The sequence below is a fragment of the Paenibacillus sp. JSM ZJ436 genome, from assembly GCF_044383795.1.
Taxonomy (GTDB): domain Bacteria; phylum Bacillota; class Bacilli; order Paenibacillales; family Paenibacillaceae; genus Paenibacillus_AQ; species Paenibacillus_AQ algicola.
In genome coordinates this window covers 124,946-151,168 of sequence record NZ_JBISEO010000003.1, presented here as the reverse complement: position 1 = coordinate 151,168, position 26,223 = coordinate 124,946, and the positions used below count along the sequence as shown (strand labels likewise).

Annotated in this window: 24 protein-coding genes and 1 riboswitch; of the genes, 4 read left to right on the top strand and 20 right to left on the bottom strand. The window is 53.7% G+C overall.

Going from position 1 to position 26,223, the window contains the following annotated elements:
• Positions 1-94: 94 nt before the first annotated feature.
• Genes ACH6EH_RS04925 through metA form a run of 3 tightly spaced genes read right to left on the bottom strand, consistent with a single transcriptional unit; the run spans position 95 to position 3,437 of the window.
• Positions 95-1,294, bottom strand: coding sequence for a trans-sulfuration enzyme family protein (locus ACH6EH_RS04925; protein ID WP_397331359.1), 1,200 nt, complete (start codon positions 1,292-1,294; stop codon positions 95-97).
• Positions 1,291-2,475, bottom strand: a complete 1,185-nt coding sequence (locus tag ACH6EH_RS04920) for a PLP-dependent transferase (RefSeq protein WP_397331358.1) — start codon at positions 2,473-2,475, stop codon at positions 1,291-1,293. Before ACH6EH_RS04920 ends, ACH6EH_RS04925 begins: the two co-directional genes overlap by 4 nt.
• Positions 2,476-2,519: 44 nt before the next feature.
• Positions 2,520-3,437, bottom strand: coding sequence for a homoserine O-acetyltransferase MetA (gene metA / locus ACH6EH_RS04915; RefSeq protein WP_397331357.1), 918 nt, complete (start codon positions 3,435-3,437; stop codon positions 2,520-2,522).
• A 91-nt stretch (positions 3,438-3,528) separates the two neighbouring features.
• A riboswitch (SAM riboswitch) is annotated at positions 3,529-3,660 on the bottom strand.
• A 434-nt stretch (positions 3,661-4,094) separates the two neighbouring features.
• On the opposite strand from metA, the gene corA reads away from it, so the two are divergent.
• Positions 4,095-5,030, top strand: coding sequence for a magnesium/cobalt transporter CorA (gene corA, locus ACH6EH_RS04910; protein WP_138226689.1), 936 nt, complete (start codon positions 4,095-4,097; stop codon positions 5,028-5,030).
• A 389-nt stretch (positions 5,031-5,419) separates the two neighbouring features.
• Here the strand turns inward: corA and ACH6EH_RS04905 are convergent, their stop codons facing one another.
• Positions 5,420-6,427, bottom strand: a complete 1,008-nt coding sequence (locus ACH6EH_RS04905; protein ID WP_397331356.1) for an HRDC domain-containing protein — start codon at positions 6,425-6,427, stop codon at positions 5,420-5,422.
• 246 nt (positions 6,428-6,673) lie between these two features.
• On the opposite strand from ACH6EH_RS04905, the gene ACH6EH_RS04900 reads away from it, so the two are divergent.
• Positions 6,674-6,976, top strand: a complete 303-nt coding sequence (locus ACH6EH_RS04900) for a DUF3055 domain-containing protein (RefSeq protein ID WP_138226691.1) — start codon at positions 6,674-6,676, stop codon at positions 6,974-6,976.
• A 125-nt stretch (positions 6,977-7,101) separates the two neighbouring features.
• On the opposite strand, the gene ACH6EH_RS04895 is transcribed toward ACH6EH_RS04900, so the two are convergent.
• The 10 genes from ACH6EH_RS04895 to ACH6EH_RS04850 form a co-directional block, all read right to left on the bottom strand.
• Complete coding sequence (locus ACH6EH_RS04895; RefSeq protein ID WP_397331355.1) at positions 7,102-7,977, bottom strand: ROK family protein; 876 nt, start codon at positions 7,975-7,977, stop codon at positions 7,102-7,104.
• A 105-nt stretch (positions 7,978-8,082) separates the two neighbouring features.
• Positions 8,083-8,973 carry a 5'-3' exonuclease gene (locus ACH6EH_RS04890; RefSeq protein WP_397331354.1) on the bottom strand — a complete coding sequence of 297 codons (891 nt, stop codon included), beginning with the start codon at positions 8,971-8,973 and terminating at the stop codon, positions 8,083-8,085.
• Positions 8,974-9,060: 87 nt separating this feature from the next.
• The gene (locus tag ACH6EH_RS04885) at positions 9,061-9,423 is read right to left on the bottom strand and encodes an arsenate reductase family protein (RefSeq protein WP_397331352.1); all 363 of its coding nucleotides are present in this window, start codon (positions 9,421-9,423) and stop codon (positions 9,061-9,063) included.
• Between the two features lie 87 nt (positions 9,424-9,510).
• Positions 9,511-10,473, bottom strand: a complete 963-nt coding sequence (locus ACH6EH_RS04880; RefSeq protein WP_397331351.1) for an RluA family pseudouridine synthase — start codon at positions 10,471-10,473, stop codon at positions 9,511-9,513.
• 4 nt (positions 10,474-10,477) lie between these two features.
• Entirely contained in the window at positions 10,478-11,038 is a 561-nt protein-coding gene (locus tag ACH6EH_RS04875; RefSeq protein WP_397331350.1) for a cob(I)yrinic acid a,c-diamide adenosyltransferase, read from the bottom strand.
• 127 nt (positions 11,039-11,165) lie between these two features.
• Positions 11,166-11,426, bottom strand: a complete 261-nt coding sequence (locus ACH6EH_RS04870; protein ID WP_397331349.1) for an aspartyl-phosphate phosphatase Spo0E family protein — start codon at positions 11,424-11,426, stop codon at positions 11,166-11,168.
• A 115-nt stretch (positions 11,427-11,541) separates the two neighbouring features.
• On the bottom strand, positions 11,542-12,747 hold the full coding sequence (locus ACH6EH_RS04865) for an aminotransferase class I/II-fold pyridoxal phosphate-dependent enzyme (RefSeq protein WP_397331347.1): 1,206 nt from the start codon (positions 12,745-12,747) through the stop codon (positions 11,542-11,544).
• A gap of 13 nt (positions 12,748-12,760) precedes the next feature.
• A complete protein-coding gene (locus tag ACH6EH_RS04860) occupies positions 12,761-13,261 on the bottom strand; it encodes an Lrp/AsnC family transcriptional regulator (RefSeq protein ID WP_138226699.1) in 501 nt (166 codons plus the stop codon).
• A gap of 190 nt (positions 13,262-13,451) precedes the next feature.
• Positions 13,452-13,835 (bottom strand): spore coat protein, encoded by a 384-nt coding sequence (locus tag ACH6EH_RS04855; RefSeq protein ID WP_397331346.1) that lies wholly within the window; start codon positions 13,833-13,835, stop codon positions 13,452-13,454.
• Positions 13,836-13,893: 58 nt separating this feature from the next.
• Positions 13,894-14,127, bottom strand: coding sequence for a hypothetical protein (locus ACH6EH_RS04850; protein ID WP_138226701.1), 234 nt, complete (start codon positions 14,125-14,127; stop codon positions 13,894-13,896).
• A gap of 128 nt (positions 14,128-14,255) precedes the next feature.
• Between ACH6EH_RS04850 and ACH6EH_RS04845 the strand changes: the two genes are divergently transcribed.
• The gene (locus tag ACH6EH_RS04845) at positions 14,256-15,485 is read left to right on the top strand and encodes an NAD(P)/FAD-dependent oxidoreductase (protein ID WP_397331345.1); all 1,230 of its coding nucleotides are present in this window, start codon (positions 14,256-14,258) and stop codon (positions 15,483-15,485) included.
• A gap of 59 nt (positions 15,486-15,544) precedes the next feature.
• Here ACH6EH_RS04845 and ACH6EH_RS04840 read toward each other — a convergent pair whose 3' ends face one another.
• From ACH6EH_RS04840 to ACH6EH_RS04830, 3 genes are all read right to left on the bottom strand, one after another.
• On the bottom strand, positions 15,545-16,114 hold the full coding sequence (locus tag ACH6EH_RS04840) for a hypothetical protein (protein ID WP_397331344.1): 570 nt from the start codon (positions 16,112-16,114) through the stop codon (positions 15,545-15,547).
• A 145-nt stretch (positions 16,115-16,259) separates the two neighbouring features.
• On the bottom strand, positions 16,260-16,679 hold the full coding sequence (locus ACH6EH_RS04835; RefSeq protein WP_397331343.1) for a DUF350 domain-containing protein: 420 nt from the start codon (positions 16,677-16,679) through the stop codon (positions 16,260-16,262).
• 42 nt (positions 16,680-16,721) lie between these two features.
• Entirely contained in the window at positions 16,722-19,091 is a 2,370-nt protein-coding gene (locus ACH6EH_RS04830) for an endonuclease MutS2 (RefSeq protein WP_397331342.1), read from the bottom strand.
• Positions 19,092-19,274: 183 nt separating this feature from the next.
• Between ACH6EH_RS04830 and ACH6EH_RS04825 the strand changes: the two genes are divergently transcribed.
• Positions 19,275-19,658 (top strand): cupredoxin domain-containing protein, encoded by a 384-nt coding sequence (locus ACH6EH_RS04825; protein WP_138226707.1) that lies wholly within the window; start codon positions 19,275-19,277, stop codon positions 19,656-19,658.
• 62 nt (positions 19,659-19,720) lie between these two features.
• Here ACH6EH_RS04825 and zapA read toward each other — a convergent pair whose 3' ends face one another.
• From zapA to pheS, 3 genes are all read right to left on the bottom strand, one after another.
• A complete protein-coding gene (zapA, locus tag ACH6EH_RS04820; RefSeq protein WP_397331341.1) occupies positions 19,721-22,135 on the bottom strand; it encodes a cell division protein ZapA in 2,415 nt (804 codons plus the stop codon).
• A gap of 247 nt (positions 22,136-22,382) precedes the next feature.
• Positions 22,383-24,833: a phenylalanine--tRNA ligase subunit beta gene (pheT, locus tag ACH6EH_RS04815; RefSeq protein ID WP_397331340.1), complete on the bottom strand. Its 2,451-nt coding sequence runs from the start codon at positions 24,831-24,833 to the stop codon at positions 22,383-22,385.
• A 28-nt stretch (positions 24,834-24,861) separates the two neighbouring features.
• The gene (pheS, locus tag ACH6EH_RS04810) at positions 24,862-25,896 is read right to left on the bottom strand and encodes a phenylalanine--tRNA ligase subunit alpha (protein WP_397331339.1); all 1,035 of its coding nucleotides are present in this window, start codon (positions 25,894-25,896) and stop codon (positions 24,862-24,864) included.
• Positions 25,897-26,223: the final 327 nt, after the last annotated feature.

Below are 26,223 nucleotides of genomic sequence, written 5' to 3'. Positions count from 1 at the left end.
TACGGTGTATACATGTCTTCCTTCCCATCGTATCACATCAGGACCGCAAAAACGACATCCCTTCGCTTTCAGGGATGTCGTTTATGTTACAGCTTTAGATGCTTGCCTCCAGCGCCTGGCTTAGATCGGAGATCAAATCATCAATATCCTCCAAGCCTACGGAGAAGCGGAGCAAGCCGTCTGTAATGCCCCGTTCATGACGCACCTGCTCCCCCATCGCGGCGTGAGACATCATGGCCGGGTACGAAAGGATGCTCTCGACCGCGCCCAGGCTCACCGCGACCAGCGGCAGCTTCACCGCATTCAGCACCTCCTTGGCACGCTGGCCAGAGCCAACATCAAAGGAGACGACCGCGCCATAGCCGCTGCTCTGCTTCTCATGAATCTCCCGGCCGGGATGGTGAAAAAGCCCGGGATAATGGACAGCTTGTATATCGCTGCGCCCGCTCAGCCAGGCTGCCAGCTTCGCTGCACTCTGCTCACTGTGCGCCATCCGGGCGCCCAGGGTCTTCATGCCGCGCATCAAAAGCCAGGAATCCTGCACGCCCAGCACGGTGCCCAGTCCGTTCTGCAGCTGCTTGAGGCGTTGTCCCAGCTCCTCTGTCCGGGCCACCGCAAGACCTGCCAGCACATCACTGTGTCCTGACAGAAACTTGGTGGCGCTGTGAAGCACAATATCGACACCAAACTCGATCGGCCGCTGGTAAAGCGGCGTCATAAAGGTGTTGTCCAGTATTGTAAGCAGCCCCTCTTCCCTCGCCCAGCAGCTGACCGCTTCGATATCGGTAATTTTGAGGGTAGGGTTGGACGGAGTCTCCATGTATACAGCCTTCGTGGTGCTTCTTAGGGCCTCCTTAACCTGCTCCAGATTCGTCATATCGACGAATGTACACTCAATGCCCAGCCGGCTCAGAATGCTCGTCAGCAGCCGGTATGTGCCTCCATATACATCCTCTGTGACGATCACATGATCACCGGAGGAGAGCAGCATCAAGGTGCTTGAAATGGCAGCCATGCCTGATGCGTATGCGAAGCCGCAAGCACCTCTTTCCAGCTGGGCAATGTAATCCTCCAGCACTTGGCGGGTTGGATTGCCGGAACGGCTGTAATCATGGAGCGGCGGGCTGTGGATATCATGATGATGAAAGGTCGAGGCCTGATACAGCGGAACACTTGACGCTCCAGTGGCCTCGTCGATTTCCTGCCCGAAATGCAGAAGCCGGGTTTCAAATTTCAGCTCGTTGGGGCCGGCTGCGTTCCGATGCCCTTCCCGGTTCGAATGCTCCCCGCTCATGACCGCGTCCCTCCCTCAACCTCAGCCGCCGCTTTGGCAAGCGCCTGGTCCAAATCCTGAATAAGGTCGTGCTCATGCTCAATCCCGACCGAGAAGCGCAGCAGGCGTTCATCAACACCGACCGCCTCACGGATTTCAAGAGGAATATCGGCATGGGTCTGCACCGCAGGATACGTCATAAGAGACTCTACGCCCCCCAGGCTTTCGGCAAAGGCAATCAAAGAGATGTGGCGGAGAATTGGCTCTACATAGCGCGCATCCTTCACCTTAAAGGACAGAATGCCTGTATTTCCGCTGGACTGCCTGCATTGAATGTCATAGCCAGGGTGATCCGGCAGGCCGGGATAGAACACCTGCTCCACAGCCTCATGGCTGCTTAAGAAGTTGGCTACAGCCAGCGCATTCTGCTCATGGCGCTCCATCCGCAGCGCAAGGGTCTTCATGCCACGCATCAGCTGGTACGAATCGGACGGACTTAGCACGGCGCCGATGGAATTGTGAAGAAAGGCCATTTTGTCCGACAGCTCCTTACCTTTCGTTACGATCAGACCCGCCAGCACATCATTATGTCCGCCCAGATATTTCGTCGCACTGTGCACAACGACGTCTGCCCCCAGCTCGATCGGCCGCTGAAAGAACGGTGTCAGCAGCGTATTATCAACGATGGACAGCAGGCCGTGCCGGTGGGCCCAATGGCTGACGGCCTGAATATCAGTAATCATCATAAGCGGATTCGTCGGTGTCTCGATAAACACCGCCTTCGTGCTCGGCTTCCGGCAGCTTTCCAGTGCGTCCAGGTCGTTGGTATCCACGTAGCTTGCGCTGACGCCAAAACGAGACAGGATCGCCTCCAGCAGCCGATAAGTCCCGCCGTAAAGGTCTAGCGAGACGATTAGATGGTCACCCTGGCTAAACAGGGCAAACACCGTTTGCAGGGCAGCCATACCGGAGCTGCAGGCGAAGCCGGCATCGCCGGACTCAAGTCCTGCACAAGCCTCCTCCAGCACCTGCCGGGTCGGATTTTTGGTGCGGATGTAATCAAAGCCCGTGCTCTGGCCAAGCCTTGGATGGCGGAACGCCGTAGCCTGGTATATTGGAAAATTGATCGCGCCGGTAACCGGCTCCTCAACCGACCCGATCTGTGCCAGGCGGCTTTCTATGTTCAACTGGTTTTTGTCCACGCTTGGTATACTCCTCTCCAGATACCTATCCTTGACATGATATTTTAGTTTTGCGGACCGATGTCATACGGCGTCGCTTGATAGACATAGTAATTCAGCCAGTTCGAGAACAATAAGTTGGCATGGGCCCGCCAGATTGCCGGCGGCTTGCGCGAAGGATCATCTGACGGATAATAATGCTTCGGAAGCTCGACCTCCTGGCCCTTGGCGGCATCTCGTTCATATTCCCACCGCAGCGTATCCGCGTCATATTCGGAATGACCGGTAACGAAGATCTGGCGGCCATCGCGGGAAGCGACGAGATAAATGCCCGCCTCCTCGGACTCGGACAGAATTTGAAGATCCCCGTGCTGCTCAATATCCTCCCGGCGCACCTCCGTATGGCGGGAATGCGGAGCATGAAACATCTCGTCAAAGCCGCGCAGCAAAGGCACGGTGGAGTCACTGGTCGTATGCGGGAACACCCCGAAGCATTTGTCAGGCAATGTGTACTTGGGCACATCATAGTGATAGTACAGTCCCGCCTGGGAAGCCCAGCAAATATGGAGCGTCGAGGTTACATTATCCTTCGTCCACTCCATAATTTCCCTCAGCTCATCCCAATAATTCACGTCCTCAAAATCCAGCTGCTCCACCGGAGCACCTGTAATAATCATTCCGTCGAACCGGCGGTGCTTCACTTCCTCGAAGGTTTTGTAGAACGCCTCCAAATGCTCTGCCGACGTGTTCTTGGATGTATGTGAGCTCGGATGCAGCAGTACGACATCGACCTGCAGCGGGGAGTTCCCGATCAGGCGCAGCAGCTGGGTTTCCGTCGTTTCCTTGTTCGGCATCAGATTCAGGATTGCAATCCGCAGCGGACGGATATCCTGTTGAAAGGCATGACTCTCATCCATAGTGAAAACATTCTCCCCTGCAAGCACTTCCTTAGCTGGCAGGGTATCCGGAATTTTAATGGGCATAGCGTGTTCCTCCTTCTTTGATTCCATCAAAAAATGACCCTTCTCTATAGCTGAGAAAGGTCATATGTACGTAAACGTAGATTATGATTCTCTCTCATCTGTCAGAATGCCGCAAATGCCTGTCCCGGCATTCACTTCATCCTGCAAGAATTAGCACCGTGCGATATTGCTGCCGGTTGCCGGGTTTCATCGGGCTAGTCCCTCCACCTGCTCTTGATAAGATTGACAACGATATGAAATTTTAATAATGACTGACATGAATCACTTCTGACATTTACTTTAAAACATTCTTTTTTTCCCGTCAAGACGGTTTAAGGCGCATTTTGAAGAACCTGTTTCTCTTTTCCTTCATACGGTGAGATAAGGGCCTTGAATGCGCGGAATTCAGCCTTGAAAGGTCCCTAACCCGGCGTTATACTAGACGAGTGCTAATCGTTTGCAGGGAAAGAGGTGACATAAAAATGGACGGTGACCCGGGCCAGAGGCTTGTACTCCGTGACATACAATCGCATAGGAGACCCATCAGCTTCCCGGCCTGCGGCGACGTTATTTTTATGGTAATTACATAAATATAATGAACCAATTCAGGCTGGCTGCTGATACCTGTGCCTTATTCAACGACCGTATCCACGTGTTCTGTGAAAAGGAGGATATCAGATGAAGATCCGACTGGTAAACGCCGGCGTTTTTACTTCGGTGGATGACCTTGAAACGACCCTCACTCCGCCAGCCGAGGGCTTCTACTGGATAGATGCGGATCTGGAGGATCTGGCTGCGCTTCAGCCCTTATTCTCTCTGCATGATCTGGCGGTAGAGGACTGCTTGACGGAAGAGGAGCAGCGTCCCAAGATTGAAATTTATGAGAGCCATTATTTTATCGTTGTGAACAGCATCCGATTTGATGATGAAGAGATCTTTCTGCGGGCGCTGAATATTTTTCTCGGACGGCATTTTATTATTACAGTGACCCGCCAGAAGATTCATGAGCTGCGTGCCATCAAGCCGCTGCTGTGGGAAGAGGAAGTGAACTCCCCGGACCGGTTCCTGTATGTTCTGATCGATCTCGTCACCGATAATTACTTCACGGTGGGCGACCGGATCGAAGTGCGGATCGAGCAGCTGGAAGAGGATATTCTAATGCATACCAAGAAGTCGCATCTCAACGAGATTGTCGGGCTTCGCAGTGAAATTCTGTGGCTGAAGCGTGTTCTCGGGCCGCAGAGGGATGTGATCCATACCTTAAATAAGAAGGATCTGCGATTGATCGACGATCAGCTTCAGAAGTATTTCAGCGACACGTACGAGAATGCGGTCAAGATCTCGGAAATCTTCGAAACGTACCGCGATTTGATGGGCAACCTGCGGGAGGCCTACCAGTCCAGTATCGCGATCCGCGCTAACGAAACGATGAGCATTTTTACCGTAATCACCACCATCTTTATGCCGCTGACTGTCATTACCGGCATCTATGGCATGAATTTTGATTTCATGCCGGAGCTGCACTGGAAATATTCATATTTCATTGTACTGGCGGTCATGGTTGCCGTGGGCTTCGGAATGTATTATTTGTTCCGCAAAAAAGAATGGCTTTAGTTACAAGAGAGGCTGTCCCAAAAGATCTAGGGTCTTGCGGAGGCCACTGAAAAAGTCCTGACTGAATCGAAGAAGGTACTGCACCCGAAATAATTAAGGGAGCAATACCTTTTTTTGTTGTAAAATAAGGTTAACGCAAAAGATGGTGTATCCGCCAACGAAGGCGTGGTCGCTGTAGGAAGAGGGGGCTTCCCCTCGCTGTTGCCCCCAAAAAACAGGTAACACAAAGAAACCGCCCTTTGGCAGAATGGAAGTGTCTAGCAACCATCTAAAAAGGAGCGGTTTCATTTGTACAAGTCTTTATTTTTGCTTCATATTTCACTCAAGTGAGCTGCCTCTTTAAACAAGAATCTACTTTGGGACAGCCTCTTTCAAATGAAGCGCTCTGCCTACACGGCCCGACGGCCATGTGACTCCCTTTCCCGCCGGTACCGGATTCGTATGAGCCGCAGCCGTTCGTACAGCTGTTCCTGGGACAGCCCTTCTCTCTCCTCTTCCCCGTAAACACGCTGCAAAATCGGCTTTAAAAAGGTGTCCCCAAGCTCCTCCAGCGCCTTCCATACATGGTCCTGCTCCTCTTCCGGCATAACGGCAAGCTCGGCAGAGATCAACGGCTCCGTATTATATCCTGCCTTCTCCAGCGCTTCCACAGCCTCAATGACCGCGCGCCGGGACATTCCGGTGACCTCGCTCAGTGCCTCCATATTCAGGCTCCCCGCAATGCCTTCCAGCAGCTGCCGGTTGGTCCGATATTTCTCCAGCTCCAGCTTGTATTTCTGCTCCTTCTGCGTATATAACCAGGACATGAACTCATCCTCCTCCAGAGCAGCCTCAACCCAGTTTAAGGGAAAGCCATACGCCCTCTCCACACGGGATGTCATTTCAAGCCAATCCTCCCCGTGCTCCTGCGCCTTGGTGCTGCCGATGCCCGGCAGCTGTAGCAGCTCCTCCTGCGTCTTTGGAATGAAGGCGCTGATCATTCTCAGCACCCGGTTGCTCGCGATGAAGTAGGGTGCCTTTCTGCCTGCCGCCGCCTTTCTTCTTCGCCAGGCGCACAGCTCACTATACAGCTCTTCACTGCCACGGCGTTCGCTGTAGCATTGCAGGCGCAGCGCGTGCCGGTTGCTGCTCCCGCTCTCCTCCGGCTCATGGAAGACACCTGCAATGACCGGCCGATAGCCTAGTGCAAGCTTCTGCGCGAGTCCATGGCGGTACACACAGAGCAGCTCCTGCCAGGACCCTCCCTCATACCAGGCTTCATCACCGGCTTCTCCCTCCCCTTCAGATCCGCGCCAGCCCAGGTACCAGCTACCTTCCTCCTCACCAATCCATAGCTGTGCTGTTTCGTGTCCACCCGACCCCGGGCGGCTCATCTGGTTCATAAACACGATATCCATACCTCTTCCTCCCTTATTCCTGAATATTTCAGCACACGCACACGCAAAAAAAGCACCCTCCATCTCGCTTTCGCAGCGAATGAAAGGTGCTTCCCTTTAATACTTACGTTCGTTATACTGTTACTCTATATATTATCCAGGATTTGTAACAAGGTCAATCCCTATTATTTTGAAGCTTTGTCCCATCTTAATTTTGCGTTATAATGTTTCGTATTCATAGCACGCAGAAAAGGAGCATCTCTACTCATGGATCAAGACAAAGAGCAGCTTGACTATTTATCCGACAGCACGGAATCAACCTCTACACGGTTCGTTACCTTTATTGGACCGTCCCTGAAGCGCTTCGATCTCGCAGTGACCTCCACAGATCGTTTTTACGGCAAGAAGCTCGTGACCGATTTGCAGTTCGGACGCTCGGCGATCCTAGCCGATGATGATCTGGAGGAAGAAGGCTTACTGGAGCGCACCTTCCGGCTGGAGCGGGAAGAGGCCGACGATATGCGCAGCTTTTTGAGCCTCGTACTGGGCAGCCCTCATTTTACGGACTGATCTGCGGCAGAATTCATAGGCTACAATAAATAGAAGACATGGCAGCGCAGGATGATCTCCCGCATCGCCATGTCTTTTGTTATGGTTTAGATTCCAGAAGAGCCTCACTACGGCTTCAGCCTGTCTTAGCCCTTCGCAGCCAGCTTGCCCAGCATCAACGCTCCGCACAGCCCTGCATTGTCTGTCAGCTGCGGCGGCACGATATACTGGTCAATGCCATCATTCAGGCTCGGATGAGGGACATAGCCGTTCAGCAGCTCCTGCAGCTTGGTCCGAATCAGCGGGAACAGCTGTGGCTGCTTCATCACACCGCCGCCCATAATGATCCGCTGCGGAGACAGAATCAGCACATAGTTCATCAACGCCTGCGCCAGATAATAGGCTTCCATGTCCCATGCCGGATGATCCGGCGTCAGCTCTGCACCGGCAACGCCCCAGCGTTTACCAAGGGACGGACCTGCTGCCAGACCCTCCAGGCAGTCCTTGTGGTACGGACAGGTGCCTTCATAGCGGTCCTCCGGATGACGGCGCACCAGGATATGTCCCATTTCGGGGTGGGATAGTCCATGCACGAGCTTGCCGCCTACCACAGCCCCTGCACCGACGCCTGTGCCAATCGTAATGTACAGGCAGCTATCCAGACCCTGTGCTGCACCCAGCGTATACTCGCCCAACGCGGCTCCATTGACGTCAGTGTCGAAGCCGACAGGGACATCGAACCGCTCCTTCAAGGCATTCACAACATTAAAGTTGCTCCAGTGCGGCTTGGGGGTTGTCGTGATCGATCCATACGTCGGACTGCCAATCACGGGATCAATCGGTCCGAAGAAGCCTGCTCCGATCGCTTCAACCCCTTGATCTGCAAAAAAGTCATATACCTGCGCCATCGTCTCTTCCGGTGTCGTCGTTGGAAAGCTTGTTCTCTCCAGAACTGTCCCGTCCTCCGTACCGATGCCGCATACAAATTTGGTTCCTCCTGCTTCAATGGCTCCCAATCTCATCTCTGTCATCCTCTCGCAAGCTGTTTATATGTAATTGAAAATAGCGCCTTAAACAAGCCAAGCACAGCTCAAGGCGCTGATTAAAACTTGTTGTACTCCGTGTTGCTATGATACGCTCGCCGCGCCAATCAGATGGCTAAGGCTCTTCATCTCCAGCTCTTCCAGCTTGGCATGCGCCACCTGATCGTCAATGTGAAGCAAGCACTGCCTGATTTCACATTCCAGCGGGACCTCACAATGAATTTCAGCGAGCCGGCGGGACAGGTGCAGCATGTCCAGATCAGCTTCGATCTTGGCCCGCACGCCTTTCGCCAGAGCATCCATATTCGCAAGGATCCCCTCAATGGATCCGAACTGCTGAACCAGCTTTAATGCCGTCTTCTCTCCAATGCCCTTCACTCCGGGGTAGTTATCGCTGGTATCGCCCATAAGCCCCTTCATGTCAATAATTTGCCGCGGGGTCAGCCCCTTCTCCTCCAGGAGCACCTCCGGTGTATATTTCAAATAATTGCCGTGGCCCTTCTTCATAATAATAACCGAGGTGGAGTCATCAACCAGCTGCAGCAGATCATGGTCTCCCGATAAGATCATAATATGCATCTGGTCTTTGTACCGGCAGGACAAGGTACCAATGCAGTCATCCGCCTCATAGCCCTCCATCCCGAGATTCGGAATGCCCAGGCTGTCGGTCACCTCACGCACCAATGAAAACTGCGGCACGAGATCCAGCGGTGCCTCCGGTCGGTTGCCTTTGTATGCGGCAAATTCTTCACTTCTGAAGGTCTTCGATGCCATATCCCAGCAGCAGGCAACATGGGTCGGCTTAAACTGGTCAATTGCATCCCATAAATATCTCAAAAACCCGTACACCGCGTTTGTGGGCAGGCCGGATTTCGTTCTGCGGATATATCCGCTCGACGCTGTGGCATAATACGCGCGGAACAATAGAGCCATACCGTCAACGAGCATCAGGGACGGCTGCGGTAATGTTGTCATATCTAAAGCTCCCCTTTCTCTCAGACTTACATACAGCTCGTTTCAGTATATCATATTCCGCATTTCGAATGGCGGGGAAAACGCAGTTTACGCCTTCCAATTCTCGTTAAAGACCTCTTCCTTGAAGCCGACCGTCGTCTTCGCTCCATCACTGACGATCGGGCGCTTGATCAGCATTCCGTTAGAGGACAGCAGGCGGATTTTTTCATCATCGGTCATGCCGGCGAGCTTGTCCTTCAAATTCATCTGTTTATAGACTTCCCCGCTAGTGTTGAAGAACTTCTTGATATCCAGCCCACTTCGCTGAATCAAGGCCTGCAGCTCCTCTGCAGACGGCGGTTGATCCTTGATATGCTGAAGATCCAGCTCATGGCCTTCGCCTTGCAGCCATTTCACGGCTTTTTTGCAGGTCCCGCAGGCGGGATAATGATATACGGTTAATAATCTCATCGCGCGACACTCCTTTAAAGAAATCTAATCTTATAAAACAAGCCAGCCGTATGCTCTCACATCTCACATTGGAAATAGCGTCTCGTGCTATCTGTCATCGCTGTGCTGTATCAGCCGGCTTCGCAGCAGCGACATATCCTGGGGCAGCGGCGCCTTGAAGATCATTTCCGTTCGCTGGATCGGATGAAACAGCGTAAGGCTGGCGGCATGAAGAGCCTGCCGCGGGATCAGCGAATCCAGACGCTCCCACTCTTCTTTACGCTCCGGCTGCAATAATTCCTGAGGATACATGGTATCGCCGATCAATGCATGGCCCAGGCTGCTCATGTGCACCCGAATCTGATGGGTTCGCCCGGTCTCCAGCTTCAGTCCCACCATGGACGCCCAGTCTCCGTAGCGCTCCTGTACCTCATACCGGGTCAGCGAGGGATAGCCGGAGGGCGTGACTATCCGGCGGTGCGGCTCCTCGGGATCACGATCGATCGGGCCGTCCAGCTCGCCTTGAGCCTTAGCGGGAACCCCATGCACCAGCGCCACATATCTTTTGTCTACGGTATTGGCAATCATTTGCTCTGAAATATGCTGATGAACGTATGGGTTCTTTGCAATGCAGAGCACGCCGGAGGTATCTTGATCCAGACGGTGGACCGCCCGGAAACGATACTTCAAGCCCTGCTTCTCCCAATAGTCCACCACACCGTTCGCCAGCGTTCCCGTGTAATGTCCATGAGTCGGATGAACAATAACTCCCGGAGGCTTGTTCAGCACCAGCAGATCCTCATCCTCATAGAGGATGTCCAGCTCCATCGGCTGCGGCATAATATCCGCCGAGGTCTCCTGCTCCATCCGGATTTCGACCCGGTCCCTCGCTTTGACGGCTGCGCTGATAAATACCCGGACACCGTTAAGCTGAATTCCTTCCTCCGTCAGCTTCAGCCGGGACAGGAGCTTCCGGGACACCCCCATCCGCTTCTGCAAAATGGTCTTGAGCAGCATCCCGTCCTCCTGCTCTGAAACCATATAAGTGATTGGCGGGTAATACTGCGTCATACGTTTACCGGAACACCTTTCCGCTGCGCTCATATTCTACATCCGGCACACCGGCGCGGACATTTGCGGTTCTCGCTGCCACGAAGAAGTAATCGGATAACCGGTTCAAGTATCGAGTCACCTCATGGTTAATGTCCACCGTACGGGACAGTGTAACCGTCAGTCGCTCGGCACGGCGGCAGACGGTGCGGCAGACATGAAGGGATGCTGCAAGGTGGCTGCCCCCCGGAAGAATAAACCGTTCAATCGGCGGATTCTCCTCTTCAAAGAGATCCACCCACTGCTCGAGCTGCTCCACCATTCCGGCATGAACCTTAACCTGATCTTCTTTAGGCTTGGCATAGGCCAAATCCGAGCCGCAGTCAAACAGCTCGTGCTGAATCTGAAGCAGCTGTTTCGCCAGTTTGGTAAAGCCGACGTCCTGCGCAAGGCATAGCCCCTGACCCACGAAGCTGTTCAGCTCATCGATCGTGCCATAAGCCTCGATCCGGGGATCATCCTTGAGCACGCGTCCGCCAATGATGGAAGTCTCTCCGGCATCGCCGGTTCTTGTATACATTTTCATGAATTTTGCCCTCCATATCACTACACAATTTCGTGGTTCAGCTATTCTCACGTCTCACTATATCATATCCCGCTCTCCACGAAAAAGAGGCCCTGCAGACTACCGCAGGGCCTCATAAAGGCTCAGCCTACTTCTTCTTCGGCTGGGCTTTCATATATTCATTAATCTTGAGATCCAGCAGGCTGCTGATCTCGATCACAATTTCAGAAGTAAAGGACTGCTCTTCCAGAAAGATCTGCTCCATTCTCTGTCGAAGCAGATGAATCTCTTCTTCTAGGGAAATGTCCTGCGGTTCAGAGTCTGCCGTCTCTACGTTCCACTCTTCACGGTCAGAACGTTCTGCTGTGAGATCACCGTTGTAATTCGACAGTTCGTATTCACAGAACATAAGCTTCCCTCCTTGATAAAGTATTTCTTCTCCCGAAACAAAATTATATCATAGTTTTGAGTTATGAAAAGATTTATTTTTGCTAAATCAAGGAAAAGGAACAACTATCTTCTTGTCATACTAACTTTTCGACAAATTTCCCCATACGCTTCAATGCTTCGTCAAGCTGCGCAATCGACGTAGCGTAGGAGCAGCGAATAAAGCCCTCTCCTCCCGAGCCGAAGGCTGTGCCCGGAACTGCAGCTACCTTGGCTTCTGTGAGCAGGCGCTGCGCGAATTCCTCAGAGGACAGGCCTGTGCGCTTGATGCTCGGGAAGGCATAAAACGCACCTTGAGGCTCATGGCAATCCAGTCCAATCTCACACAAGCCTTGAACAATCATTCGGCGGCGCTGGTTGTAGGATTCCACCATCCGGTCCTTCTCCCCCAGTCCGTTTCTCAGCGCTTCCAGCGCTGCCACCTGGCCCATAGCCGGTGCGCACATGACCGTGTACTGGTGAATCTTGGTCATGGCCCCAATCAGGTCCGGGTGAGCACAGGCATAGCCCATTCTCCAGCCGGTCATGGCGAACGCTTTGGAGAAGCCGCTGACGAGAATCGTCCGGTCTCTCATGCCCGGCATAGAAGGGAAGCTGACATGAGTGCCGTCATACGTCAGCTCTGCATAAATTTCATCCGAAATGACGATGAGATCATTCTCCTCCACCACTTTTGCAATGGGAAGCCAATCCTCATATGTCATTGTGGCCCCTGTCGGATTGCTTGGATAGCACAGAATCAGTACCTTGGATTTCGGTGTGATCTTGGCTTGAAGCGCTTCTGCTGTCAGCTTGAAATGGTTATCCGCAGTCGTCTCGATGCCCACGGGAATGCCGCCGCTAATCGACGTAATGGGTGAGTAAGAGATATAGCAAGGCTCCGGAACGAGAATCTCATCTCCCGGCTCCAGCAGCGCACGCAGTGCAAGGTCAATCGCTTCACTGCCTCCGACGGTAACAAGCACCTCGTCTTTGGGATCATACGAAACCTGGAAGCCCTTCTCCAGATAACGGGAAATCTCTTCTCTCAGCTCCGGCATGCCCGCATTTGATGTGTATTGAGTAAATCCCCGCTCCAAAGAGTACACGCACGCTTCTCTGACATGCCATGGAGTTACAAAATCCGGCTCCCCGACGCCCAGTGTAATAATATCCTTGTTCCCGCTGACCAGATCGAAGAACTTGCGGATTCCTGACGGCTGAATATTCTTGACTCCCGTGGCCAAATAAGAGCTCATTGATTTGTTGTCATTTCCGGTTGAACGTTCCTGATTCACAATCATATCCACTCTTCCTTTACGGCGAGATCAGCAGACGCTTGTCTTCTGGATTTTCTTCGAAAATAATCCCGTCTTGTTTATATTTTTTGAGAATAAAATTCGTCTTCGTGGACAGCACCGAATCAATGGGAGACAGCTTCTCCGAGACAAAGTTCGCGACCTCTCGAAGACTGCGCCCCTCTACCTCTACCAAGAGATCATAGGCTCCGGACATCAAGTACACCGACTTCACCTGAGGGAACAAATAAATACGCTCCGCAATTCCCTCAAAGCCTCTTCCGCGCTCCGGTGTAATCTGTACTTCAATCTGTGCGTACACCTTCTCCTCTTCCACCTTGCCCCAATTCACAACCGTCACGTATTTGACGATAACATGATCACGCTCTAGCTCCGCGATGGCTTCCTTCACTTCCTCTTCAGATGCCCCCAGCAGGGTCGATAAAAGGGCCGGAGTCCTTCTCGCATCCTCTTTCAACAGGTCAAGCACTTTCAATTTAAACGGGCTCAGCTCTTCCATACTTGCCATCCTCCAGCGCATTTATCAGGCCATTCGGCTGCATTCAGCCGGTTCCTGTAAAGAGATTAATACCTATATTACAATAACTTTTGCTTTCTGTGCAAAGAAAAACCGATGGCTCGGATAAAGTCCGATCAAACCATCGGTTCATGGGTGCTGAGTCGCCGGTCAACGGACCGGGTACAAGAAATTAGTGACCAGGCTGTACGTTCGTAGGATGACTGGTCACGTTGGGCGTATGCGAGTACGACTCCAGCCCCGAGGTTCTCTGTGCTGTAAAGTCACGGGTCGCTTGACTCGTTTGCTGCATAGCCTGCAGCTGCTTATCGACATCTGCTTTAATCGCCGTCGGCACGGAAGCCGGGTATTGCTTCTGCCGCTCAATAAGCTGATACAGATCACCCTGCATTTGCAGGGTTTCAGCCGTCAGCTCCGAGAACATTCGGCGAATTGCAGGACAGGAAGCCTCGGTCGTTGCTGTGGTGTACTCACGTACGGTACGCTTCAATTCATTCAGGATGCTGTTGAGCAGATCTTCTTCCGGAAGAAAGGATGTCCCTTGTTGGGATGGCATGTTGGCTCCTCCTTTAATGGTGGTCATAGATTGCGATTGAATCATGCAAAGCTAACCTTTAATGCGACGGGGATACAGCCAGGCTTTGGTGCTGCTGCAGGGACTGAACGAGCCTGTCCATATGCTGCTCGTGCTTGTGCATCATACCGAGCAGAGATTGCTGCACTGCCGGATTTGTTATCGCTGCAGCTGTAGCTGCGCAGTGCTTCGCAAGCGTGCTTTCATTAGAGATGCAGTCTACAAGGTAGTCCAGCTCCTTGGACGTCAGCGGCTTCATTTCTGCGTTGTTCACGGTTTCCATCCACCTTTCCCTTTGAAGTAGCTTCAATAGTATGGCTTGGATTGTATGGTTCTATGTGGTAAATAGTAAAGCTTGTGCAAGAGAGCTGATATCCCATAAAAAGAAAGAGGGTATTTGACATGAAGCTTACCAGCGGGCCAAGTCCATGGGAACAGGAATTCAACAATACTTATCCTTCCTATCCACAGCTTGAGGACAGCGTCACATGTGACGTCCTCGTCATCGGCGGCGGCATCAGTGGAGCGCTCGTCTCTTATGAGCTTACAAAGCGCGGACTGGATGTCCTGCTTCTGGAAGAGCACACCGTAGCAGGCGGCAGCACCTCTGCCAGTACAGCTCTGCTGCAATTTATGAATGATGATTCCATAACCGAGCTGATGAAGAGGTTCGGTGAATATAAAGGCAGCCGTTTCTATAAAATGTGTCTGGAAGCTGTAGAGCGCCTCGCTTCCGTTGCCTCCCAACTGCCGGAAGATATCGGCTTTCGCCGCCGGAGCAGCCTCTACTGCGCCAGCACCCGGCAGGATGTGAAGCTGCTGCAGCAGGAGTATGAGAACCTGCGCCGTTACGGGTTCGATGTCGAGTACTGGACGCCCCAGGACATTGCTGCAAGGTTTCCGTTCACGAAGCCGGCGGCGCTGTACTGCCATGGAGATGCCGAGGTAAATCCGGTACATATGGTCAAGGCATTGCTGAACTACAGCCACATCCGGCAGGGCCTGCGTATTTACGAGCACAGTGGTGTAGTCCGGGTGGAGGAGGATCATCTGGGCAGGGCCATTGCATATACTCATGGCATGGGCAAGGTTCACGCCAAAACACTGATTTGGACCGTCGGCTATGAAGCCCAGGACTGGAAAAAGGACGCCCAGGCTGTGCTTGAATACACCTATGCCATTACGACCGAGCCTGTCGAGGATCTTTCCTCGTGGCATGAGCGGGCGCTCATCTGGGAAGCTGCCAGGCCTTATCTGTACCTGCGCACAACGGTTGACGGGCGCATAGTAGCCGGCGGGCTGGACGAGCCGCTCGCCGAAGGCGGCTTGACCGAGGAGATTGTTCAGGAGCGCAGCCGGAAGCTGCTGAAGGAAGTCATGGCACTTTTTCCACAGCTCGGCCCTCTAAATATAGAATGCAGCTGGTCCGGCGTATTTGGCTCCACCAAGGACGGTCTGCCGCTGATTGGACGCGACCCCCGTTTTCCAAGCAGTTATTTCGTAGAGGGATATGGCGGCAACGGCACGGTATACAGCATGATCGCGGCAGACATGCTGGCAGATACGCTGACTGGAAAGGAGCCGGAGGAGCTGTCCTGGTTCTCTCCGATTCGGAGAAAGCAGAAGCATTAGAAGAGACTCTCACTAAAAAAAGCAGCCCTGAACGGGCTGCTTGATTAATATATGCTTGCTTATTCCACAGACGGCTTCGACAGCCTTTGGATCAGTCGCTGACGATCATCCTCGTCTAAGGTGTACTGCACCTGGAAACAGCCAGAGCAGACGTACATATTCACATGAATCGGCGAGGATAGCAGCGGGCCCTGCAGATGGGGGAGCTGGATAGGCTGGAAGCCTTCGCCGCCCATAGCCTGCTTGCCGGCAAACAGCATGTACTCCCGGCAGTGAATGCATTCAGGCACTTCATCCTGATGATCCAGTGCTTTTTCGACCCCCTCTTCGTAAGAAATGAGGTCATAATCATCACCGTACTGCTCCAGCACCCGAACGCCCGGATCCAGAGTGGTTTCACCGCTCCAGAAAGGCTGGTTAAACCCTACAACCTCTTCTGGATCTTCACTATATTCATCCTCTGAAGCCTCATCTGCCTCAGCTTCTGTATCCATCTCTACATTGATCGTCCGGTAGCCCTTCAGCTCATTCTCGCAGTGCGGGCAATGCTCCTCCGGTCCGATCTCTTCGTCCCACACAATCTCACTCTGACACCAGGGACAGACTATCGGTTCCATTGTTTCATTCATCCTTTCACAGCCTTTGGCGTCATCGCCAATGCAGTCTTATGACCCCTAATTAATTCATCGACAAGTATACAATGCCTGACACCATAAAAAGCAAGGCGGCCACAAACAAAATTCTAGGTAAATATTTCAAGCTCCTCAACCTCCGTTAAGTAATGCCAGCTCCGATCACATAGGAGAGAGAAACGGTGATGATCAGAACAATCAAGCCGACAGCCCGATTGTCACGTCCGATCTCCTCATCTACGGAAAACACCGGCGTCATAAATTCCAGCAGCAAATAAGCAGCCAGCAGCAAAATGAAGCCGAAGAACGACCATTTCATCATGCCATATACGGTCTCATTATGCTCAATGCAGAAACGTATGATATTGCAGATGCCAAAAATTTTGCCGCCCGTCGCCATGGCCGCCGCCACATTGCCTTTCCGAATCTCGTCCCAGCATTTGTACTTGGTGACCCATTCGAAACAGGCCAGATATACGATCAAAGCCAGAATAGCGACCGAAAAATAGCCGATTAGCGCTCCCACCGGATGGGACAGCAGCTCATCAACGGCTTCCATCATCTCAGATTCCCTCCCCCGCTGCGTTGCCACATCACCTGGCGGTTATTTCAGCTCTGCAATCGTCACGCCGGTACCGCCTTCGCCGTAATTGCCAAGCCGGTAGCTCTTGACATGACGGTGTCTCCGCAAATATTCCTGAATACCGGTGCGCAGTATGCCCGTCCCTTTGCCGTGGATAATGTACACCTGTCCGAGATTGCCAAGAAACGCCTCGTCAATAAAGCGGTCTACGGCGATTAACGCCTCTTCCAGGTTCTCGCCCCGCAAATCCAGCTCACTTCGGGTATTGGCGTCCCGGGTACGCTTGAGGACGGTTGCTGTTTTTTGCGGCTTGGCGGCCTCTTTGCCGTTTCCGCTGGACACCAGCTCCAGATCACTTAAAGCGACCTTCATCTTCATAATTCCCAGCTGAACCAGAGCTTCCTTGCTCCCTGCCATTTCCACAACATGGCCTTTTTGATTCAGGCTGTATACCATAACTTCATCCCCGGCGCTGATGGCCCGCTTCTCATTCGCGCTTCGCTTCGCCGCCGATTTCTTCTTCTGCTCCGGTTCTGCCTCATCCAGCCTCTTGCGGGCGGCGATCAGCTTATGCTCCTTCACAGAGGCGCCTTCCTCCTGCGCCAGCTTCCGCAGATCCGCGATAATCTCCTCTGCCTCGCTGCGTGCTTTGTCCACCAGGCTGCGGGCTTCCTGCCGCGCCTTGTCCACCAGCTTGTCACGCTGCTCTTCCAGCCTCTCCAGCTCGCGGCTGTGCCGCGCCCGAAGCTCCTCCAGCTCTTGACGCACCGCCTGAGCCTGCTCCCGCTCTACCTCGGCTCCGTGACGGTTCTCTTCCAGCGATGCAATCATATGCTCGATACGCTGATCCTCTTCCTTCACTTCTCCGCGGGCGAACTCCAGAATGTGCAGGGGCAGTCCCAGGCGCTCGGCAATCGCAAACGCGTTGCTTCGGCCCGGTACGCCGACAAGGAGCCGGTATGTCGGACTCAGCGTCTGAACATCAAACTCCATGCTGGCATTGATCAGCCCTTTGCGCTCATAGGCATAAGCCTTTAGCTCGGAATAGTGAGTTGTTGCAATCATGCGGCAGCCCTTTTGATGAATGTGCTCCAGAATGGCAATCGCAAGCGCGGAGCCCTCAGCAGGGTCCGTGCCGGCACCGACCTCATCCAGCAGCACCAGACTCTTCTCTGTCATCCGGCCAAGAATAGAAATAATGTTTGTCATATGGCTGGAAAAAGTACTCAAGCTCTGCTCAATGCTCTGCTCATCGCCGATATCCGCATAAATGGCATCGAAGACGCACATGCGGCTTCCTTCCTGCGCCGGGATGAACAGCCCGGACATGGCCATCAGGCTGAGGAGACCGACGGTTTTGAGCGTTACCGTCTTACCGCCCGTATTAGGACCTGTCACAATAATTGAGGTGAAATCATTGCCCAGCTCTGCATCCAGCGGCACGACCTGCTCTGCAGGAATGAGCGGATGGCGGCCCTTTTTAATTTTTAGATAGCCTCTGTCGTTCATCACGGGCAGGGTGGATTTACTCACATGAGCCAGGCGTGCTTTAGCAAAAATAAAATCCAGCTGACCGCATACCTCGACATCATAAGCAAGCAGCTCGACCTGTTCTCCGACAAGCGCAGTCAGCTTCTGCAAAATGATCTCAATCTCGCGCTCTTCCTTCATTCGCGTTTCGCGGAGCTTATTGTTCATCATGACAATGGACTCCGGCTCAATGAACAGTGTCGCTCCCGAGCCTGACTGATCGTGCACGATCCCGCCGAAATAAGAGCGATACTCCGCCTTGACCGGAATGACGAACCGGTCTCCCCGAATGGTGATGAGCTGATCCTGCAGCATTTTGGCGACGCTCTGGGAACGGATCATGCCTTCGAGCTTCTCCCGAATCCGCGCCTCACCGCCCCGCAGCTCCCGGCGAATCTTGGCAAGCTCTGCACTTGCCGTATCCACCACCTCTGCGCTGTCATCAATGCACAGGCGGATGCTGTCCTCAAGCGGCTTCTGCTCCGAAATAAAATCACTCAGCTGATACAGCCGTTCAATCTTCTCATCCTCATGAATTTGCGCGATCAACCGCTTCAGCCGCCGGGAGCCAAGAATGGTATTGGCTATAGCGAGCAGCTCATGCGCATTGAGCGTACCGCCGATCGCTGCTCGTTTGAGAGGCTCGTTTATGTTACTAATTCCCCGGAAGGAGGGCGTTCCCTTCAAGCGATCCACCGTGTACGCTTCATCGGTAATTGACAGCAGGCGGATCACGTCATCCAGCATCACGCTGGGCCGCAGCTGCTCACAGGCCTCCTTGCCCATCGTAGTCTGGGTATATCCTGCCAATGTATTTAAAATTTTACGGTATTCTAGTGTGTGTAGAATCTTTTCGTCCAAGAAGCACAACTCCTCTCATGCATGACCTTATTATAACGAAGTGCTCCGTGTTTCGCTATTTCTAAACCTCTAAACTCTTGTTCACCAATTCTACATAATGAACATGAGGCATTGTCCCGCATTTTACGTTATCATAAACAAAGATACGGTTTTACATTATTTATGGTAAGGGGAGAGCTATTCATGAAAAAAGCCTTAATGTCTCTGTTATCCCTCATGCTTCTGTTCGTGCTTGCAGCATGCGGTGGAAATAATGACGCGTCCTCCGGGGGAGCAGTTACCGATCCCGCAGTTGCGCCTGAAGCGGAGCTGGTCATCTCGGCAACGAACTATGAGTTCAATCAGCAGGAGTATACGCTGAAGAAGGGCGTTCCGGTTGAAATCAAGTATGAAAATAAGGAAGGAAATCATGGCATTATGATCCCGGCACTTGGTGTGCAGCTGGATCGCAACAAGGATTCGATCGTGGTGACCCCGGACAAGACTGGCACCTTCGACATTTCCTGCTCGATCATGTGTGGAACAGGACATTCACAGATGATCTCCAAGCTTATTATTGAAGAATAAACAAGACAACAACCTCCGGCATGTTCGATGGCGATCCATCGAAAGCCGGAGGTTGTTGTTTGTCAGCTTTGATCTTGCTCAATCAGCTCAATCCACTCATTATATTCTACCTGCAGCTTAGCATATTCATCCTGAAGCTTCTGATGCTCCTCTTCAAGCTGGGCTGCATGTCCGGACTGCATTTCCTGCTGCGTCTGAAGCAGCCGGTATTGATGGGAAATAATCTCATACTGTTCCCCTAATTCCGACAGCTGACGGGATATATCCTGTTTCTCCTGCAGCAGCTGATCCTGGCTCTGCTCGGACGCTGCAATCTGCTCCTGCCAGGATTTCAGCTCTTCCTTCCATGCGGCTTCCTGCTGCTCCCATTGATCCTTAAAGCGCGATAAAGAGTCCGCCTCCGACTGCCATTCCTCTAGCTCCGCCTCCACCTGCTTCAGGCGGTCTGTCAGGCTGCTCTCCTTGGCTTCCTGCTCGGCGGAACGTCTGCGCAGCTGCTCCAGCTGCACGGATGCTTCATGATATTCTTCCTCCAGCATTCCATACAGCTTGCGGGTCTCTTCTTCCTGACGATACGCTTCGGCTCTTCCTTGCTCAGCCTTCTCCAGCTGCAGCTGCAGCTCTTTGCGCTCCTGCTCCGCCGTCTGGCGGCGGGAGCTCTGAAGGCGTGCTTCCTCCTTCAGACCCTCAGCCTCTTCACGCAGCTCGGAGAGCTCCCGATCCTGCCCTTCAGCAGCCTCCAGTGCCTGTACAAGCTGAAGCTCCAGATGATCCTTCTCGCCCTGACGCTCTTCCGCCAAGGACTTCCAGGTCGAGCATTCATTCACAGTCTGCTCCAGATCCTCATGCAGCTTGCGGGAATGCTCATTAGCATCGACCACCAGGCGCTGCAGCCGCCGCCGTTCCTCTTCCGAAGCAGCAGCCTGGCTCTTCAGGCCATCGCGTTCTTGAATCAGCTTCTCGGCCTGGGTCTTTGCATTCTCCAGCTGCTGCTTGAAGGCTTGGTGCTCCCCGGTTACGGTCTCCAGCTTCTTCCGAGCCTGCTCCAGCTGGTTCTTCAGCGATGATTCCTGCTGCTTCAAGACGGCCAGCTCCTGATCCCGGCTGGCAGCCTGCTTATGCAGAGCTGCTGCTGCCTCCTGCTGGGAGGCAAGCCTTGTTTCCAGCTCCTTCACGGCGGACTGGTGTCGCGATTCCTGCTGGGAAGCCGACTGCTTGTACTTCTCTTCCATTTCCCGAACACTCTGAGTATGGCGGCTTTCTGCCTCTCTTAACGCCTTGGAATGGCTGTATTCCAGCTGGCTTGCAGCCTCGGTATGCTGCTCTGTCAGCTGCTTCACTGCCTGCTCCCGGCTTTGCTCCAGCTCCTCCACCTGCAGTGCATGCTGAAGCTCCAGCTCTTCGAGGGCCTCCTGGCGCTCCCGCTTCAGCTCCTCTTCGGCGGCTCGATGTCCCTGCTGCAAGCCTTCCACCTCGTCCCGATGCTGCTGCTCCAAAGCCTCCATCTTCGCCTGGTGCTGCTGCTTCAGCTCTTCTATGGCTGCCTGATGGCGGCTCTCCAGCTGCTGCACAAGCTCCTGCTGCTGGGTCTCCAGCTGCTCGGCCAGCTCCAGATATTCGCGCTGCAAGGACTCCACTTCTTCCGCATGCTTCTGCTTCATCTGCTCCGCGGACTGCACCGCCGCAGCAAGCTCCTGCTGCAGCTGCTCCAGGAGCTGCTGCTGATCCTGGGTAAGCTTGTCCATATCGCCCTTGTACTTCTGCTCCAGCTCCTGCAGCTTGCGCTTGTAGCTCTGCTCCGACTGCTCGGCAGACTGCTTATGGCTCTTCTGCAGCGCCTGCAGCTGCACTTCTTGCTGGGCCTTCCATTCTTCCTGCGCCTGCTTATATTTCTTCTCCCACTCCTGGGTTTTGTTTCTCAGCTGATCCTGCAGCTGCTGCTTCTCCTTGGAAATCTCGGCAGAACGCCCGCTCTCCTTCTCCAGCAGCTCCTTGCTGCGCTTGGCATCTGCAGTAAGGCTCTCCTTGGCTGCTTGAAGCTCTGTTACGAGCCCTGTCTTCTCCTTCAGCTGCTGTTCCAGGCTGCTCTTCGTCTCCTTCAGCTGCTGCTCTAAGCTGCCCTTCGTTTCTTTCAGCTGCTGCTCCAGGCCACCCTTCATCTGCTCAAATCGCTGCTGCTGCTCAGAGAGCAGGCCCTGCACCCGGGCGAGCTCGGAACGGAGCTCGCTGCGCTCAGACGTAAGCAGCTTGACCTCCTGCTGAAACTGCTGCAGCTGCACAGCCTCTTCAGCCATATGTACCGCAGCCAGGACCGCGATCCGCGGCGTGTCGAGGCGGGAATGATTCTTGGATATAGAGCGCATACGCTCATCTACATAATTGGCAACCTGCTTCATGTATTCACTGCTGCTGCCGACAAGCTTATAGGAAGTGCCGTAGATTTCTACGGTCACGCGATTACGGTCCGGTGTAGTCACAGTTGTGCCCTCCTTGTATGGTCTGTGGATTCTAGGATGTCTTCACGGCCTTGCCGGGTCTTCACTATGCTATATATATGATTATATAGGAGATGCCTGCCCATGAGAAATTCCTGCCCGGAAAAGAGCCGCCTATCCAGTCATGTATAGGTTCGTGAATGCTCATATTCACGCAAACGGGAAACCTTAGGATGCCAAAAAAACCGCATCGAATGGTGTAATTCGATGCGGCTTCTATGAATTCCTGCTATTTTCTTAATTCCGCTCCAAAAGATTGCTCCAGTGCCGCAACCGCTGTCTCGACAGCGCTGCTAACCTCTTCATCAGTCAGCGTACGCTCCTGATGGCGGAAGCTTAGGGAGATGGCGATGCTTTTCTTGCCTTCGCCAAGCTTGCTGCCCTTAAACACGTCAAACACCCGGACGCGCTGCAGCAAATCACCGGCATGCTTCTGCACCGTCTCGATCAGCGCGGCTGCCTCCACCTGCTCATCCACCACAATCGCCAGATCCCGCTCCATTCCCGGATATCTTGGCAAATCACGATAGACGACCGTGCTGTTGACAAGCTCATACAGCGGAGCAAGCAGCAGCTCGGCCACATACGTGTCCTCCAGATCCTTATCCTGCTGCAGCTGAGGATGGAGCTGACCCAGTGTGCCCAGCTTGACCTCTCCCAGCGGTGTATCCGCATAGAGTGTAGCTGAACGTCCCGGATGATAATCAGCCGGCTCATCCGCTTTATATTTCACCTGATCTGAAGTTACTCCCAAATAATGAAGAATAGACTCTACCGCTCCCTTGAGATCGAAGAAATCCACAGGCTGAGGCTGAACATTCCATTGCTTCATCCCTTGGCGTCCTGTCAGCAGCAGCGCCAGCGCTGGCTGCTCCTCCGGCTGGCGGGTCAGCTGGTCCTCTTCGGTGTGGAACAGATTGCCCAGCTCAAACAGAGCCAGGTCCGGCTGCTTGCGGTTCATATTATAGACGGCCATATCCAGCAGCTGCGGGAGCAGGCTTGTGCGCAGCACGCTGCGGTCTTCGCTCATCGGCATGGACAGCGGAACCGCTTTGCGGCCGGGAACCAGCGAGTGGAAGGTCTTCGCCTGCTGAGGGTCGATGAAGGAGTAGCCCAGCACCTCCTGCCAGCCGCCATGCGTCAGGAAGCGGCGCAGCGCGCGGCGCACCATCTGCGGCTTGGTCAGGGAGCCCGGTGTGGTCTCGCCCTCAATCGCGCTCGTCGGAATGTTATCATACCCGTACAATCTTGCAATTTCTTCGATCAGATCCACATCCAGCGTAATATCTCCACGGCGGGTCGGCACCTCCACCTCGATGTGATCCTCGCCGGCATCGCCGAATGGAAAGTGCAGGCGGCTGAACAAGGTTTTGACCTCCAGCAGCGACAGCGCCGTACCAAGAAGCTTGTTCACTTTAGACAAGGACAGCGTAATTGTCGTCTTCTCGGTCACATCACTGCCGTCCTGGACAACGCCTTGATGAACAGCTCCTCCGGCGTACTCCGCCATCAGGGCTGCGGCGCGATTCAAGGCAGGAATCACGGCAGCCGGATCCACTTCCTTCTCAAAGCGGGAGCTGGCTTCCGATCGTAGCCCCAGCTGTCTTGATGTCTTGCGCACTGTACCGCCATCGAAACGGGCAGACTCCAGCATAATATTTACGGTCTGATCTGTAACCTCGGAATGAAGTCCGCCCATCACGCCCGCAAGCGCAGCAGGACCATTCTCACCCGCAATGACGAGCATATGAGGCTCCAGCTTGCGTTCCTGTCCATCCAGTGTAACCATGCTCTCGCCTTCACGGGCCAGGCGCACCGTAACCCCTCCGCCCGGCAGACGGTCGGCGTCAAACGCGTGCAGCGGCTGACCGTACTCCAGCATGACATAATTCGTAATATCGACGATGTTGTTAATAGGGCGGATGCCGGCAGCCATGAGACGGTTCTGCATCCACAGCGGCGATGTGCCGACGGTTACACCGGTAATGTAGCGCGCACTGTAATGAGGGCACTGCTCTTCGGCCTCAATGGCTACAGAAATATGCTCCGCCGCCGCTCTGCTCACCTCGAAAAGCTGCTCCTGTGGATCAGGCAGCACCAGCTCGCGGCCCAGAATAGCACTCACCTCGTACGCGGTGCCGAGCATGCTGAGGCAGTCTGAACGGTTGGGCGTAAGATCGAGCTCCAGCACCTGATCATTCAAGCCCAGTACGTCTTCAATCGGCAAGCCGATGGCAGTCTGCTCCGGCAGCACCAGAATGCCCTCCTGCAGTTCTTTCGGGAGCAGCTTGTCGTTCATGCCCAGCTCTTTGGCGGAGCAGATCATTCCTTGGGATACAACACCGCGGAGCTTCGCTTTTTTAATATCCAGTCCGCCGGGAAGCTTCGCCCCCACCAGAGCAACCGGCACCTTCTGACCGGCATCTACATTTTTCGCGCCGCATACAATCTGAATATCCTCATCCAGTCCGGCATCCACGATACATACGTTCAGCTTATCGGCATCCGGGTGCTTCTCTTTGCTTTTCACATAGCCGGTAACGACCTTGTGAATCCCCTGATTCCGGTTCTCGATGACATCAATTTCGATGCCAGCCGCTGTAATACGCCGGGCAAGCTCGGGCGCGGTTACCTCGCTCAGGGAAATATATTGGGACAACCATTCGGTTGATACTCTCATGACAAGCTCACTTCCTTTTCACCAAAAATTAAATACGCGCAAACTGCTTCAGGAACGTTAGATCGTTATTGTAGAAATGGCGGATATCATCGACACCGTATTTCAGCATCGCAATCCGCTCTACACCCATACCGAAGGCGAAGCCGCTGAGTGTCTGCGAGTCATAGCCGCCCATTTCCAGCACCTTCGGATGGACCATGCCACAGCCCAGAATTTCCAGCCAGCCCGTGTGCTTGCACACCCGGCAGCCGCTGCCGCCGCATTTGACACAGGATACATCAACCTCGGCACTCGGCTCGGTGAACGGAAAGAAGCTCGGACGCAGACGTATCTGGGTGTGCTCGCCGAACATTTCCTGAACGAACTGCAGCAGCGTGCCTTTCAGGTCACTCATGCGGATTCCCTCGCCAATCACAAGCCCCTCAATCTGATGGAACTGGAAGGAATGCGTCGCGTCGTCGTCGTCGCGGCGGAACACGCGTCCCGGGCAAATAATTCTGACCGGTGTTTCTCCCTTCTTGGCCAGCATCGTCCGGGCCTGAACCGGGGATGTCTGTGTGCGCATCAGCAGGTCCTCGGTCAGGTAGAAGGAGTCCTGCATGTCGCGTGCCGGATGGTTTTTGGGCAGATTGAGCGCTTCGAAGTTAAAGTAGTCCGTCTCCACCTCAGGTCCTTCTGCCACCTGATACCCCATGCCGATAAAAATATCCTCAATATCCTGAATTACGCGGCTAAGCGGATGCACTGCACCTTGAGTCATCGGGCGGCCCGGCAGCGTCACATCCACCTTTTCGGCGCGCAGGCGCTCTTCCGTCTCCCGGCGCTGAAACTCCTCCTGCTTCCTGGTAATAAGCTCCTCAATCGCACCGCGAACCTCGTTGCCCACCTGTCCGATGACCGGACGCTCTTCGGCGCTGAGTGCGCCCATCCCTCTCAGAATTTCCGTGAGCGCTCCCTTTTTGCCTAAATACTTGACGCGCAGATCATTCAGGGTCCCGGGGTCCGTGACTCCTTGCAGCTGTCCAAGCGCTTCTTCCTTCAATGCCAATAATTTGTCTTTCATGGTCTTTCACGCCTCCTTGCATAATTGTCCTCTTCCACGCTGTGCACAGAACCAGCAAAAAAAGGCCTTCTCTCCCGTAAAGGGACGAAAAGACCGTGGTACCACCCTTGTTAACCCGTTCTCCATGAAACATGCCATGGCTATGGGGCTCACTTTAACCGACGTAACGGATCGGCGCCCGATATCTCCTACTGTCTCGCGTCTATAGACCCAAGAGTTCAAAGAACTGCTCCGGAGCGAACTTCACCAGCCTGATTCTATGCAGACACTCTCAATCCACGGCGTCCGCTCCCTGTACAGAAGCACTGCTTACTCTTCTCCATCCCA

Bases quoted from the DNA above. Each gene is read 5' to 3' on its own strand.
- ACH6EH_RS04880 (WP_397331351.1), bottom strand. From the start codon at position 10,473: ATGACGCAGTATTACCCGCCAATCACTTATATGGTTTCAGAGCAGGAG.
- ACH6EH_RS04865 (WP_397331347.1), bottom strand. From the start codon at position 12,747: ATGATTGTGAATCAGGAACGTTCAACCGGAAATGACAACAAATCAATG.
- ACH6EH_RS04845 (WP_397331345.1), top strand. From the start codon at position 14,256: ATGAAGCTTACCAGCGGGCCAAGTCCATGGGAACAGGAATTCAACAAT.
- ACH6EH_RS04870 (WP_397331349.1), bottom strand. From the start codon at position 11,426: ATGTTCTGTGAATACGAACTGTCGAATTACAACGGTGATCTCACAGCA.
- ACH6EH_RS04890 (WP_397331354.1), bottom strand. From the start codon at position 8,973: ATGACAACATTACCGCAGCCGTCCCTGATGCTCGTTGACGGTATGGCT.
- pheS (WP_397331339.1), bottom strand. From the start codon at position 25,896: ATGAAAGACAAATTATTGGCATTGAAGGAAGAAGCGCTTGGACAGCTG.
- ACH6EH_RS04895 (WP_397331355.1), bottom strand. From the start codon at position 7,977: ATGAGATTGGGAGCCATTGAAGCAGGAGGAACCAAATTTGTATGCGGC.
- ACH6EH_RS04875 (WP_397331350.1), bottom strand. From the start codon at position 11,038: ATGAAAATGTATACAAGAACCGGCGATGCCGGAGAGACTTCCATCATT.
- ACH6EH_RS04855 (WP_397331346.1), bottom strand. From the start codon at position 13,835: ATGCCATCCCAACAAGGGACATCCTTTCTTCCGGAAGAAGATCTGCTC.
- ACH6EH_RS04835 (WP_397331343.1), bottom strand. From the start codon at position 16,679: ATGATGGAAGCCGTTGATGAGCTGCTGTCCCATCCGGTGGGAGCGCTA.
- metA (WP_397331357.1), bottom strand. From the start codon at position 3,437: ATGCCCATTAAAATTCCGGATACCCTGCCAGCTAAGGAAGTGCTTGCA.
- corA (WP_138226689.1), top strand. From the start codon at position 4,095: ATGAAGATCCGACTGGTAAACGCCGGCGTTTTTACTTCGGTGGATGAC.
- pheT (WP_397331340.1), bottom strand. From the start codon at position 24,833: ATGAGAGTATCAACCGAATGGTTGTCCCAATATATTTCCCTGAGCGAG.
- ACH6EH_RS04885 (WP_397331352.1), bottom strand. From the start codon at position 9,423: ATGAGATTATTAACCGTATATCATTATCCCGCCTGCGGGACCTGCAAA.
- ACH6EH_RS04860 (WP_138226699.1), bottom strand. From the start codon at position 13,261: ATGGAAGAGCTGAGCCCGTTTAAATTGAAAGTGCTTGACCTGTTGAAA.
- ACH6EH_RS04925 (WP_397331359.1), bottom strand. From the start codon at position 1,294: ATGAGCGGGGAGCATTCGAACCGGGAAGGGCATCGGAACGCAGCCGGC.
- ACH6EH_RS04900 (WP_138226691.1), top strand. From the start codon at position 6,674: ATGGATCAAGACAAAGAGCAGCTTGACTATTTATCCGACAGCACGGAA.
- ACH6EH_RS04905 (WP_397331356.1), bottom strand. From the start codon at position 6,427: ATGGATATCGTGTTTATGAACCAGATGAGCCGCCCGGGGTCGGGTGGA.
- ACH6EH_RS04825 (WP_138226707.1), top strand. From the start codon at position 19,275: ATGAAAAAAGCCTTAATGTCTCTGTTATCCCTCATGCTTCTGTTCGTG.
- ACH6EH_RS04840 (WP_397331344.1), bottom strand. From the start codon at position 16,114: ATGAATGAAACAATGGAACCGATAGTCTGTCCCTGGTGTCAGAGTGAG.